Origin of the sequence: Sodalis sp. RH14, from assembly GCF_047324285.1 — a bacterium.
In the GTDB taxonomy this organism is placed as follows: Bacteria; Pseudomonadota; Gammaproteobacteria; order Enterobacterales; family Enterobacteriaceae; genus Acerihabitans.
The window spans coordinates 2,160,431-2,173,771 of record NZ_CP178739.1 but is presented as its reverse complement, the minus strand read 5'-3'; the positions used below and the strand labels follow the sequence as shown (position 1 = coordinate 2,173,771).

Annotated in this window: 15 protein-coding genes; 10 read left to right on the top strand and 5 right to left on the bottom strand. The window is 39.4% G+C overall.

Annotation, left to right across the window (positions count from 1 at the left end):
* Window positions 1–510 precede the first annotated feature (510 nt).
* From ACL2XQ_RS09830 to ACL2XQ_RS09810, 5 genes are read right to left on the bottom strand one after another with little or no spacing between them, the layout of a single operon-like run.
* Complete coding sequence (locus ACL2XQ_RS09830) at window positions 511–1,491, bottom strand: NAD(P)-dependent oxidoreductase (RefSeq protein ID WP_413740346.1); 981 nt, start codon at window positions 1,489–1,491, stop codon at window positions 511–513.
* A complete protein-coding gene (locus ACL2XQ_RS09825) occupies window positions 1,475–2,398 on the bottom strand; it encodes a DMT family transporter (RefSeq protein ID WP_413740345.1) in 924 nt (307 codons plus the stop codon). The genes ACL2XQ_RS09830 and ACL2XQ_RS09825 overlap by 17 nt, the downstream gene beginning before the upstream one ends.
* Window positions 2,391–3,068 (bottom strand): hypothetical protein, encoded by a 678-nt coding sequence (locus ACL2XQ_RS09820; protein ID WP_413740344.1) that lies wholly within the window; start codon window positions 3,066–3,068, stop codon window positions 2,391–2,393. Before ACL2XQ_RS09820 ends, ACL2XQ_RS09825 begins: the two co-directional genes overlap by 8 nt.
* 17 nt (window positions 3,069–3,085) lie before the next feature.
* Window positions 3,086–4,249 (bottom strand): PLP-dependent transferase, encoded by a 1,164-nt coding sequence (locus ACL2XQ_RS09815; protein WP_413740343.1) that lies wholly within the window; start codon window positions 4,247–4,249, stop codon window positions 3,086–3,088.
* A 3-nt stretch (window positions 4,250–4,252) separates the two neighbouring features.
* Window positions 4,253–5,500 (bottom strand): diaminopimelate decarboxylase family protein, encoded by a 1,248-nt coding sequence (locus tag ACL2XQ_RS09810; RefSeq protein WP_413740342.1) that lies wholly within the window; start codon window positions 5,498–5,500, stop codon window positions 4,253–4,255.
* 397 nt (window positions 5,501–5,897) lie between these two features.
* Here ACL2XQ_RS09810 and ACL2XQ_RS09805 point away from each other — a divergent pair, with 397 nt between their 5' ends.
* The 10 genes from ACL2XQ_RS09805 to ACL2XQ_RS09760 all read left to right on the top strand — a co-directional run bounded on the left by ACL2XQ_RS09805 (window position 5,898) and on the right by ACL2XQ_RS09760 (window position 13,341).
* Complete coding sequence (locus ACL2XQ_RS09805) at window positions 5,898–7,892, top strand: helix-turn-helix domain-containing protein (RefSeq protein ID WP_413740341.1); 1,995 nt, start codon at window positions 5,898–5,900, stop codon at window positions 7,890–7,892.
* Entirely contained in the window at window positions 7,889–8,593 is a 705-nt protein-coding gene (locus tag ACL2XQ_RS09800; RefSeq protein WP_413740340.1) for an AzlC family ABC transporter permease, read from the top strand. The genes ACL2XQ_RS09805 and ACL2XQ_RS09800 overlap by 4 nt, the downstream gene beginning before the upstream one ends.
* Window positions 8,577–8,924 (top strand): AzlD domain-containing protein, encoded by a 348-nt coding sequence (locus ACL2XQ_RS09795; RefSeq protein ID WP_413740339.1) that lies wholly within the window; start codon window positions 8,577–8,579, stop codon window positions 8,922–8,924. The genes ACL2XQ_RS09800 and ACL2XQ_RS09795 overlap by 17 nt, the downstream gene beginning before the upstream one ends.
* A gap of 545 nt (window positions 8,925–9,469) precedes the next feature.
* The gene (locus tag ACL2XQ_RS09790; RefSeq protein ID WP_413740338.1) at window positions 9,470–10,396 is read left to right on the top strand and encodes a hypothetical protein; all 927 of its coding nucleotides are present in this window, start codon (window positions 9,470–9,472) and stop codon (window positions 10,394–10,396) included.
* Between the two features lie 137 nt (window positions 10,397–10,533).
* Entirely contained in the window at window positions 10,534–10,719 is a 186-nt protein-coding gene (locus tag ACL2XQ_RS09785) for an AlpA family transcriptional regulator (RefSeq protein ID WP_413740337.1), read from the top strand.
* A gap of 126 nt (window positions 10,720–10,845) precedes the next feature.
* Complete coding sequence (locus ACL2XQ_RS09780; RefSeq protein WP_413740336.1) at window positions 10,846–11,430, top strand: DUF2857 domain-containing protein; 585 nt, start codon at window positions 10,846–10,848, stop codon at window positions 11,428–11,430.
* Window positions 11,420–11,629, top strand: coding sequence for a TraR/DksA family transcriptional regulator (locus ACL2XQ_RS09775; protein ID WP_413740335.1), 210 nt, complete (start codon window positions 11,420–11,422; stop codon window positions 11,627–11,629). Before ACL2XQ_RS09780 ends, ACL2XQ_RS09775 begins: the two co-directional genes overlap by 11 nt.
* 442 nt (window positions 11,630–12,071) lie before the next feature.
* Window positions 12,072–12,293 carry a hypothetical protein gene (locus ACL2XQ_RS09770; RefSeq protein WP_413740334.1) on the top strand — a complete coding sequence of 74 codons (222 nt, stop codon included), beginning with the start codon at window positions 12,072–12,074 and terminating at the stop codon, window positions 12,291–12,293.
* Between the two features lie 104 nt (window positions 12,294–12,397).
* Window positions 12,398–13,063, top strand: a complete 666-nt coding sequence (locus ACL2XQ_RS09765; protein ID WP_413740333.1) for a lytic transglycosylase domain-containing protein — start codon at window positions 12,398–12,400, stop codon at window positions 13,061–13,063.
* The gene (locus tag ACL2XQ_RS09760; protein WP_136157281.1) at window positions 13,060–13,341 is read left to right on the top strand and encodes a TrbC/VirB2 family protein; all 282 of its coding nucleotides are present in this window, start codon (window positions 13,060–13,062) and stop codon (window positions 13,339–13,341) included. The genes ACL2XQ_RS09765 and ACL2XQ_RS09760 overlap by 4 nt, the downstream gene beginning before the upstream one ends.

Here is a 13,341-nt window from a genome sequence, read left to right as displayed (position 1 = left end):
AAATCATTCGATCAACATATCAACACATTCAAAAAATATTTCATATTTTTATAATTAATTAAGATTTTTACATTACAAATTTCACGCAGATCCATATCATTTTTTTGATCCGACACACAAAAAAAATAAAATAAAAAATATTGGTTTATACAACATTGATCTAGAGAACATTAATCTTTAAACGTTTAATTCTGATTGTTCCCGCTCAGCTACTTCATGCTAATTTCTTGAAATATGATATATTAAAACTTAATCTCAGCAGCAACGAATATTGATTATAGTGTGCCATGCTTAATCCTCTTTTTGCATTGCGCTTGATAGAATCATTTTTTCCTTATCGTATATACAGATCTGAATCCAATGAATTTTTACATTTTATAAATGTCAATCTTTTAAAGTCATATTTTTCGTTAGAAGCCATTATCACATTAAACAGAATCCTTTGAATTCTAAAGCATAAAATACTTTGATAACTGAAAAGGTAAATCCAGAAAATAAAAATTATCATATCTACAAGCATGAAATATTATAGTTTTTTGACTTAAGGTCAGACCCGACCAATTCTTTTTTAATGCTTGAATTTTCGAGAAAAGATAATATGTTATCTATAACTTCCTTTGAAATTTTTCGAACAGATTCAATGGTTCGATAAGATTCTCCTGAGGTAACTAATATATTATCAAATTGAGAGAATAAACTTTTTATGACATTCTTTTTGTCGGATGATAAGTTTGGTTCCACATCCATTACAAATGTGCTTAGATTTCCATGAGAAAGCATATGATTTATAGATTCCAGGTCTAAAATATTATGCCCAGATATATTTATTATAGATGATTTGGCCTTGATAAATTTTAATTCTTCTTTTTTCAAAAGTTGATTTTCAGAGCGAGGCACAGTAAACACTATAATATCCGACTTGCTAAATAGATCAGGTAAACTCAATATTTGTTTAGCGTTACCAATATTAAGTTTGGTGTCTAGGTCATAAAAAAATACATTCATACCAACTGCTTCAGCCAAAACAGAAACTTGTGAACCAACTTTACCATAACCAACAATACCTAAGGTTTTCCCCATAACTTCATATGTGGGATATTTTTTGATATGCAGATTGTGGAAATTGCGCAAGATGAAAAAAACAGCTGCAATAATATATTCCGCAGCAGACCTAACACTTGACATATTGGAGCTAAACACAGGTATTTCCCTGGGGTTTTTTATGTGTAAATCTAAAACAGAATTTGTGTATGAAATCAAACCAACAGCTGATAACTTCTCAAGTTTTTCAAAAAAAAAGTCGGGCACAACATCTCTACCAGATAAGCAAACAACGTCCACCTCGACACTATAATTAAATTCATCATAATTGTGATAATAAGAAATTGAAGTGATTCCAGCATGCGATAGAAAAGGTATAGTGCTTTTAGCATCTTCACCAATTAAAGCGAATTTTGTATTAATTATTTTTGGATTAGAAGTCATTAACATTTTTCAACTCCTTATTTTTTTTGCTGAATGAAAGGATAAATAATCCAATAAGTATTAAGGCAGAGCCATGTAGAGAAATATTTGATAATGTTTGACTGAATATAATATATGCAGCGACTGAAGCGAAAAGAGGATCGCTGGTCTCCAAGATCTGTACATAACTAGCCGGTGCATGTCGAACCGCATACATTGTTAATAAAAAACCTAAAATAGTGGGAAATGCAGCCAATAATACTATATAAATCATTGAATTTAGAGGGAAAAAAATCACTTTATAATCATTTAAGTAATAATAGGGGATAAAAAGCAATATTGAACCAAATAAAAAACACCACCAGAGTGCTGCAAAAGCATATTCAATCTTAAATATTTTCGATAGGAATATGAAAAATCCATAACCTAGGCCACCGATAAAAGCGTAAAGAATCCCTTCCCCATAAACTGGGACTACATTCCCAGCGACTAATAAATAGCACCCTACAAAAACCATACAAACGGAAAATAACATTTTTAAAGTTGCTCTTTCTTTAAGAAAAACAACACTTAAAATGACAGTAATTATCCCGGGAGCATAAATCATAAACGCTGTAAGGGGAATGTTAGATTCTGAAAAAGCCCATGTCTCAAAAAAATATAAACAAAATACGCCTGTAAAACTTAGGATCAATAACTCTTTGACTCTCTTACGCAAGTAGAAAACTTGAGCTCTAAACTGCTGGCTTATCACAAGGTATAATGTAATGATTATGAAAGCAATCAGTGTTTTGTAAAATGCCACATCTTGATATTTAACACCTTTCGAAAAAGCAAATTCATTTAAGATACCAATACTCGAATTGATTATCGCTGCCAATACAGCGCATAAAATACCAATTGCATGGGATCGCTTTCTTAAAATTTCAAACATTATTTTCTTCCAGTAAATACGTTTCAACTCTATAAATACCTTTGCCTTTATTCTTCCTTTTGAGTTTGACTTTACCAATCTTACTCACGTTATCTACATGAGTGCCGCAACAAAGCATTTTGATGTCACCACAAATCCATTGTTTAATTCCATTGCTGATCTTTGTTTCAATTTTTATATGCTTCGCAATAAAATTATTAACCTCTTCTCCAACATTATTCAAATCATCTATGGTTAAAGAGGTCGTGAATTTATAGTCTGTTCTGTCTTTCTCATAATTAACGAAAGAACCTTCTACTGAAACAAAGCCAGACAATTTAGAAATAAAATGCTCGACAAGATGACTTGCAGAATGAAGTCGCATAGTTAACAATCTATTTTGAATGTCGATTATACCATCGACTTCCTGATTTATATGAAAACTAGAGATATCCATATAATGCCAAATTTGAGATTCTAATGAAATATAATCTCCTACATTGTTATCTTTACATAACACGTTTGTAACATCAATGTTGTTGATGCGTCCACTGTCGTTGACCTGATTTCCTGATAAGGGATAAAAAAGCGTTCTATCCAATACCAAATAGTCCGGCCCAATACTTATAACTTTAGCTTTGAAAGTTGAATCATATGGTGCGTGATCAAATAATCTTTCTGTACTTATCATTGGTATAACCCTTTTTTTTATAGTGAAGATAAAGCTTTTCTTATATCTGCAATTATCACATCTATATCATCTATAAAGCCAAGCGCCAATCGAACGGTTCCATATGAAACTCCTATGTCATCAAGTTCTTTTTCACTATATTCATAATAAGTGAAGAAGGTGCTTTGTTCTATTAGAGTTTGAGGAGCTCCAAAATTTGAGGCCATAAAAGGCTCTTTCAGCTTATCAACAAAGTGTCCAGTTCTTTCCTCGTTTAGATCTAAGGTGAACGTAATTACACCACCATGTCCATTTAAATATTTTTTACCTAAGGAAAAGTGAGGATGTGTTTCGAGCCCTGTATAAAGCACATTTTTTATTTCTGACCTCGATTGTAAAAATGTTGCGACCTTTAAGCCTTTCTCATTTGTATCCTTCATTCTAAGATTCAAGGTATGTAAGCTTCGGTTTAATAAATAAGCTACTTGACCGTCAGGTATCGGGCCAGTGGTGTCCCTATACCAGTTGATCTTCTCAAGCAGATATTTTTTACCAGAAACAACTCCAACAATAATATCTCCATGGCCGCTAAGATATTTTGTACCACTAAATATAGCAATATCTACACCCCAGTCTAAAGCATAAAAATTTGGTGGAGGAGCAAATGAACTATCCATTGTTACGATCGTTTTTTTATCAAGAACTGCTTTTACTTTGCAAAGATCTATTAGATACATATGAGGTGATGATGGCATCTCAAGATGAATTAATTTAATATTGTGTTTCTTACTTAAAATTGATACTTGATTAATGAATTCTTCAGGGTCAACAATGGAAACTTCATGTGCGATGATACCAAATTTTGGTAAAATTTTATGAAAAATATTCCTTACTTGCCTGTAGCATTCGGCAGGAAAAATAACATGGTCTCCCGATTCTAATAAAGAGATAAATGTCGTGAAATGTGCGGCCATGCCGGAAGAAAAAATCAGAGTATCTTCCGCTTTGCTCAGCTCCGATAGCCTTTTCTCGACATAAACCCAAGTGGGGTTATTATACCTTCCATAACGACCAACCGGGAGTTCCCTTTTATGAAGACCTTCAATAACTTGCTTTCGGTCATCAAAGTAATACGACGCACTGTTATAAACTGGGATGTTCACGCTATTGTTGTAAGTCTCGATATTTCTTTTTTTTGGCATTTTTTACTCCAAATTTAATGTTGAAAACAAATCAGCTGGGATTTCTCTACGTCTTATTAGCCTATAATATTCTAAATTTTTTGAGAAAATTACCTCAGGAGATTTTAATTTCCCATTGTAATTAAAACCCATAGATAAACCGTGAGCACCTGTATCATGAATTATTAAATAATCACCTCTGACAAGGTTTGGAAGTTCTCGGTCTATTGCAAACTTATCATTATTTTCACAAAGTGACCCTACCACATCATAAGTATACTTATTACAGTCATGATCCTTAAAGGTACTAATATGATGATATGCTTTATATAAAGCAGGTCTCATTAAATCCGACATACAACTATCCACTCCAATAAATTTTTTATGTTTGACTGAGTTGTGCCGAACCTTAGTTACTAGAAATCCTGCTGGGCCCGTTATAAACCGACCATTTTCCATGCAGATTTCTGGTAAAATTGAACTGTTATCATAAAAATGGGAATAATAAAGCTTCTTTATTTCACTTCCAATTTTAATTATGTCTAATTTTTTTTCATCTGGATGCTGAGCAATACCGAGACCACCACCAAGGTTAATAAACTCTATATTTATATCAAGTGTGTAACTAATTTTTTTAGCTAACCTAAACATTTCATCTGCGGTCTCAATGAAGAAATTTTCATCTTTCTCATTCGACGCTTGCATTGTATGAATGCCGAATCGTTTCACACCTAAATCCTTAAGAGCTGCATATGAATCTATGATTTGGTTTTGTGGGATACCAAATTTAGATTGGACGGGAGAGCCAATAATTCCATTGAAAAAAGCTTCATCCTTTTTTTCGCTTGGAAGATATCTACAGCAAATTATATTGGGGACGATCTTCAGCTCTTTTAAGCGAGAAATATGTGAATAATCATCAAGATTAATTGTTGCGCCTAGCTCATATGCCTTAATAAACTCTTCATCAGGTGTGTCGTTGGAGGTGAAAATAATATCTTCACCTCTTATGCCAATCTTCTCCATCAAGATAAGTTCAGTTAAAGAGCTACAGTCCATCCCCATGCCATTTTTATAAATATAATTTAGGATATAAGGGTTGGGGGTGGCTTTAACAGCAAAATAATTTTTAAATGATTGACACCATGAGAATGCATTATTCAACTCACTAATTTGTTCCTCTATAAAGCCTTCAAAATAGATGTGTAATGGAGTTCCAAACCTTCTTTCCAGTTCATTAACTTGTAGTTCGTTCAATGGAAATTTGTTCATGGGAATATGGCTCCGTTCATTAAAGCGAACACATAGGCTTTTTTTCAACCTAATCCTTTAAAAATATTTTTCAAGTACTCATTTGTAATTAAGATAATTAATCTAAATTTAACTATATAATTGAATTAAATATCTATTTTTATTCAAATTTATAGAATAATTATCCTTTTTATCTTTTGATTGAGGACTCGATGCGATCCTGATGGGCTTTGAAGCAGTCACTTTTAGAGTCTTAGTACAACTGCCATTTTGAGTTTTCAATCTGACTAATCTACCCAGCTAGACCCTGTTTTGTTCGGGAAATCAGTCAGATTTTCAGTATCAAGATCTAGATCTTGACAACATTTGAACTCGATCAGTATAGTGAAAAAAATCGTTCGTTATATGGAATGTGGAAATGGATACATCATTTGCTACGATCAGCGAAATTCGTTCTTCCGTCTCGGTAAATCTCGCAAAGGTCAGACAGTCACGAGGAATGACCTTATCAGGTCTGGCAGAAATCAGCGGTATAGGTAAGGCAACGTTATCGGGTATTGAAGCAGGGAAAGGAAATCCCACCATTGAAACTGTCTGGCGACTTGCTAGAGCGTTGGATGTTCCTTTTGGGGAGTTAATTGAGTCCGACGATGAGCAGACGGTTGTTTCAATGTCTAAAGGGGTCAGTGTCAGGCTAATTCATCGCCAAAGCAGTCCGCATGTTATTGAAACTTATATTATGGAACTGGCCCCACGAACAAAACGCCATGCTGATAAACATATGCCCGGAGTTGAAGAAAACATTGTGGTGCTCAAAGGGCAGGTTCTGGTAGGCAGTATGGCTGAGCCGGCTTTTGTGTCAACCGGCAAAAGTCATAGCTTCAAGGGTGATGTTCCGCATCTTTACCAAAGTTTGGATGAGTTCTCTTCGCTTCTTGTCAGCGTTATTTATCCTGTTATTTCTGAAATCACCTTGGGAAATAACGACGTCCAACGTTACTGGCCTTTATCTGAAGATGACTGGATAGGCCTAAGACATCAGACAGAGCGTATGGCATTGGAAAGCCGGCAAGGCATTGCTGCAGTTCGCCTGAGTTTTAAGCAATTACCAGCTGATAGAAACGCTGCGGTATCGCAACTCAAAGAGAAAATGACATTCCTTGCTTATCCTGGCAAGCCTTGTACTCAATGTTTCGTGGTTGATGAACAAGAACCCATGCTTATTAATCTCTCCAGACAGGGGCGCAAAACACTTTTTACCGAATTTTCAGAGAAAAATACATTGCTAAATCAAGCAATGGAGCTTTGTAATCGCAGTAGTTCATTATGGACACCTCTACAACAAGAAGAGATAACAGCATTAAATTCACTTGCCCAAACGAATACTGTTTGTTTGGCTACTCTGGCAGCTGAGACATTAACACGGCATGGGTATCCTTTAGTCCCGTTACGTGCCGCTCCAGAGTATATGCTTACGGAACTGCCAAAGAAAAAAAAGGATGACGCGGTACTTTTTGAAGATCGTATTAATGTTGATGCCTACGCAGCATATGAACTTGTACATCCAGCTTATGCACAACAATCGGTTTTTATAGCGCAGCATTTAGAAAAATTTTTCCAGGGACAACCCGGAAATATACTCGATATTGGTACAGGGCCAGGTTTACCGCTGAAGATGTTGCTTGAGTTAATGCCTCAATTGGAAGTGACGACAGTAGATCCTAGCCAAACAGCATTCCAACATCAGCAAAAATTGTTTAAGGGATACACAAACGTCCACTCATTGAAAGCCAGTATTACTGAGCTTGATGGTCCGAAAAAGCCCTACCCAGCAGCAATATCTGTTGGTGCGTCCCATCATCTTGACACATTAGATTTTTTCTCATCTGTTAGAAATCAGCTCTCATCAGGGGCCATTTTTATTGTTGCAGATGAAATGATAAGTCCCTTCAGCGATAGTCTTGAGCGTAAAACTGAATTGATAAAACACCATCTCCAGTACATAGCAGATACCTTGGTTCCGATAGATACTAATGGCCTTTCCCCAGAGGAAAATCTGCTTGTCCGAGAAATTCAAAATAATATCCCGTTGGCTTTATTTGAAGCCAAGACAGATGATCTAACCCGGGCAGAATATCGTTGCCGCCATTTATTTGAATCCCTCAGACTATTGGCACTACCTATTAAATCGCACCATCCATTATTATCATTTTATCGGCTACATTTACTGGAGCTAGAAGCTCTGGTCGCCGGTTTTGACTATGAAGTTGAACAAAAAACAAATCCGCAATGCTTCGCAGATCTGGCCTGTTCCGCAGGATTCAGTGTGAGTCACCATCAGCGTATTTATGCTACCAGTGGTAGGGAAGACTGGGACGCTGGAACGCATTTATTTGTTCTCAGCAAATTATGAATAATCTTAGTATTATTAAGCGAAATGCCTTTAAGGCATCTCTCCCAGTGATTATCGGGTATTTACCTATATCTTTTGCATTCGGTATGGCGGGTATAGCTAATGGATTACCTCCGATGATTATACTTGGTATGTCAATGTTTATATTTGCCGGTGCCAGTCAGTTTATACTGCTAGCCGCGATCCATTCCGGTACATCCTGGTTATTGGTCCTAGGCTTATGTGGGTTGATGGATGCGCGGCATTTATTATATGGGGCAGTGTTAATCCCTAAATTACCATCAGGTCTAAAACGACAATTGATGTTGGCATTCACACTGACAGATGAAGTTTTTGCAACCGCATTCGTGAGGATGACTGTAATCAACAGAACACAAAGGAGTTACTGGCTGAGCTGGCTTGGCATCTGTAGCTATCTATCATGGATCATGGGTACAGCATTGGGAGTATTTGCTGGTGTTAAGTTAAGCATAGAAATGCCGTTACTTGCTACTGCCATGCATTTTGCCTTGCCGGCATTATTTATTGTGTTAGTTTACGAAAGTTTGAATCAAGATTCCAGGCTACCGGTAATGATCTCAGCTATCGTCACTGCGATCTTTTATTTCCAGGGCATGATGGCTCTAGGCTTACTGGCCGGAGCATTATGTGGATGTGGTGCAGTCCTACTGAGAGAAATATTACATGATGCTGTCATTTGATAAAGCCTGGTTAGCAATAGCGGGCATGGCCCTCATTACCTATTTCACTAGAGCAATGCCATTTTTATTCAGGAAAGTTAAAGCGAAATTGTCCGAACCAGATAAATATTCATCGATGGCGGCAGCCCTAGGACCGTCGTTGCTGGCCGCAATTACCGTAGTGACGATTCTGCCTGGTCTCCAAAATGCTATAAATACAGGTTCTACACCTTTGCTAAGCTATCTAGTGGGAATAGTAATAACAATTTTTGTATTACGGATTTTCCATAATGCTGGATTAGCTGTAATGTCGGGGGTGGGGATTTATTTCATCTTATCTTTTATCGGATAACTTTTTATTATTAGTGAGCACATATTCATTCTAAATAAAGAGTTAAGGACTTGAAAGTATTTATTTCAACCATTGCTTTTTTACCATAAAATATTCTACGGCGCCTAAAAGTTAACTAACTGGTTGCATCCACTAATTGGCCGCAGAAAATAAAGTTGATGAATTCAGCCAAAATAAATTACATGGACACTGAATCAATAATTTTTAAAATTTTTGAATATTTTCTTCAAGAGAAAAATTCATTAAATAGAATTTAGCATCTAATCGCTCAGATTCTCTTTCCAAAGCAAACATTCAATTTATCTTCATTTGCATCACAGATCCATTTAATCTTTTATTCACAATAATTTTCATGAAATAACAACATCCTATTATTTTTTACATGACCAATTTATTTTACCAACAAATAAGAAACATCCATCCAATCATAAGACATTCCTACTCAATCTACTTTTGAGTTCAGCTACAAAAATATATTAAAAGCTCACACATAACACAATCAGTTTTTATTTTATTCAAAATTGTCGAATGAAAGGAGATACGTTATGTCAAAAAATAATATCATCTTTAATACCAAAAACAAAGTACCAGATTGGGTGACTATACGAGAAGCCGTTAAGATAGCGAATGAGTTAACCAGTACAAAAATAAAAGATAGTGACATCTATCGCCATGCTTTATATGGAAACATTACCCTCTCCATTTATTTTCAGTCTCCTACCATGTTGCGAAAAGTAAAAATATCAAATTTTAAGGTATATCTTCATTCAATAGATAACTCTTTGATTCATCGAATTTGCTTGTTAGACCGTAACTGCTTTATCAGTGGGCGGACATTAATCGCCAGTACCATAGGTTCATATGTAACTTCTACTCAAAGAGTAATTGATACTGCATTGGTGGGATATGAATATGTTTTGATTCAGCGATTACTTGCACGCGCTTTAGGAATTCCATTACCTGTAGTGGGGGCAAAGGTTATCAATTATGGTATTTCAGTCACCCTAGCAGGGGAAGTATTTCAGATATTCGAAAAGGTTACATGGCAGGAAAGATTAAAACGGCAAATCATGCAATTACCTGAAAATATTTCGCCAAATATTTATAAAATTATTTCGCGGCAAAGCATGCAAGGAGACTGCCACAAAGATTATTTCCCCATACATGACTTACCGCAAGATGCCTGTTTTGTTATCCGTTATGCAGAACTTGAGAAACTACTCAATATGCCGGTCAAAGGCAAGGGTAACCAGGCTTCCCCTACACGCATATCCACGCCATTATCCCGCCTATTCTGGCTCTCCTGTAAACATAATGAAACTATTAGCCCGTTAATCAGGCAACCTTATAAGCTCCTGTCCATTTTTGAGCAATGGGCATCCACCGATGGCATTACCGATCGGCTCAGTGGGGACACGCTGAAAACTGCGCTTGAGCGTGGTTCACCCACATCTATCTCGGCGAAAAATTAAAAATGACCTCCATTCGATATGAAAACCCGTATTAAGGATCGCGAAACCCGTAATACGGGTTCATTCACTTCCCCCTAGTCCTTCCTTGTGTTTTTTGTTATCTCCGAGCATATCCCATTTCCGCACTGGAGGTAGCTATGACATCCCATCAGTTATTACGCCTGAAACAGGTTGAAGAAAAAACCGGTCTGAAACGCTCGCAAATCTATCTGTATATGAAAAGCGGCATCTTTCCTCGTTCAATCAAGATTGGCCCGACTAGCGTGGCCTGGCTCGAATCTGAGATTGACGAATGGATCAACCTTAAATTAGAGAGTCGCTAAAAATATTTGAGGGAGAATATTTATGAAAAACAGACAAGGCACATATTTTCTTGCCACTTCAGGTAAGCCCATTGCAATTCACCTGTTTTACAGGCTCCTCGTTAAACTGTTTGAGGAGACGAAATTATGCTCCCGTCTCTGAATTACGCTGTATTAATCGACGCCCTGCACGCCCTTAAGGAAGGCAACATTCGCCACTGCGAAGCGCTGGGTTTCACTTTCGACGAAATGAACGCCCTCAATCGGCTGTCCCTGGATGAATTGTTTATCATCAGCCGGGCATCAGCGCAGTTTATGGCTGTCACTGTCCATCATGACGCTTTACACCAAATTCTGGCATTGTCGCATCAGGAGGTTCAGCGCCAGCAACAGATTAACCGGGCCATCGTTCTGGGTGGTTCAATTGCGCTGCTGAACCAGTATTTTGGCCTCACCTCCAATGAAGTCTGCATCCGTCGCCGGTTGCTGGGGATCACTATCCCTCATGGCCGAACGCCCATACCAGATGAAGAGACCGATGCCGAGATCTGGCGGCAATGGCAGAAACGCCATCCGGGAAATATCGCATCGCTCGACGCGTTGGATGTCATGATGCAGGTAACCGAAGAGTTGTCCTCACAGGGGAATGGTCCGTCCCTCACTGCCGTCTTGAACCGTATTACGCTTTGCGAAAAAGAAGCGTTGGACAGGAGGTCATCGCATGCCGGATGAAATCGATCGCGATCAGGAATTTAATGAACAGCGTCTGGAGGATATGATTGAACAGAACCGTTTCAAATCAACAGCAACGCCATCATTGCCCAACTGTCGCCTGTGCGGTAAGTCCATTCCCGATAAGCGGCGTCAGACTTTGCCGGGCGTGACAACCTGTATTGAATGCCAGACAGTACTCGAACGCTGTCAACGCTGAGAATACGACGCTTTGCGTGCGGAGCGATATTCTTATCCGCACGCTTTTTATTATCTGCTTAAATCACTATGCATATTTGCATTGATTCAAATACAAAAGAACCCGTCTGAATATTTCAGCCCCCCCTTCACTCAAGTATTTAATCAAATTCAAACACCGTTAATTCCTCGCTATTTTTCTTCTAATTCCTCGTTTGATTTTATTGTTACCCGCCTGAATCAGAAAGCGCACCCTGACCACGCCATCATTCGCTGGCAGGCCTTATGGACGTTTATTCGTCCGGGCCGGGTATTCGCTCTTTAACAACAGGGTCGGGCTGTCACGTAACCACAATTCAGGGTGCCGCTGAATGTCCTCGCTGACCCGTTGAAACCGGAATGCAGGATCGGGATGTGATCCATTTATTTCATCCACTGCTGTTTATTCATTCGAGGGAAACAAGATGCGAAAACCCACTTATCATGTGTATGTCACCCAAGAAAGCCAGCCTGATCCACAAGGTGAAAAAACCACGTACTGGACGAAAGTTGGCGTGGCGTTTACTCATAACGGCAAACCCGGCCTGAACGTGTGGCTGACACCCGGTATTGCCGTCTCCGGCAAGCTGGTCCTCCTTGAGCCCAGAGACGATAACAATACCCCGCAGGAAATCCAGCCCAGCTAGCACCAGAACAAGGTCAACCCACATCACAACGCCTTTCTTCCTTCACCCGGCATTGCGCATCAAATAGCTGTGCACTTTGCCAGACTTTTTTTACCGAGGCCACCATGCTTTCCCCCACTGCCTTTCTGGCGGCGGCCATGCAGTGCGCCGCCAGTGTTCATCCGTCCACATCGTTCGATGTGGCCCGCGTCGAATCCGGTTTTAACCCTTACGCCATCGCTGAAATTGTACCCAAGAGTGAAAGAGCGCCCGGCAGCAACGGCGTTATTTCTTATCTGCCCACTAACAAGGCGGACGCTCTTCGCGTCGTCAACCGGTTGGCGGCACAGGGCCGCCGCTATTCGATTGGGCTGATGCAAATCACCAGCACCAATTTCCGCCATTACGGCGTGACCACCAGTGACCTGCTTGACCCCTGCACCAATCTTTCCGTCTTTGAGCGCATCCTCACCGACTGTTACCGGCGCGGCGGCTCCCTGAAGCGTGCACTCAGTTGTTACTACTCCGGCAATTTCAATACCGGCCAGCAGCCGGAATCCGCCTTTAACCAGTCCAGCTATGTGCAGCGTATTGGCTACGTCGTCCCGTCAACACAGGAAGATAAACAACTCCAGGCCGCCATAAAAGCGGGGCCGGAGATGCGTTATCCCGCTACCGTCCTGCGCGGTGTCATAACCGACAACTCCACGCCAGCGCAGCTAACCCTGCGCTATCCGAACACCCTTATTCGCGGCGATTTACCCATCCCTGTTACCCAAGAGGAGAAATGACCATGCAAAAACGTCAATACTGGCCTGCGGTCGCTTACCTGTTACCCGCTTCCCGCGTGCTGGCGGCGGACAGCGGATTTGATAAAGCCAGCGATACACTGAGCAACACCTCCACCGGCCTGCTGGGGCTGGCCGCCGTCACCATCACGCTGGCCACCATGTGGATTGGCTACAAGGTTCTGTTTGATGGCAAGAGTCTTTCTGACATGCGCAACGTCATTATTGGCGCCATCCTGATTGTCGGCGCGTCAGGCTTCGGGGCCTACTGGGCGGCGTAG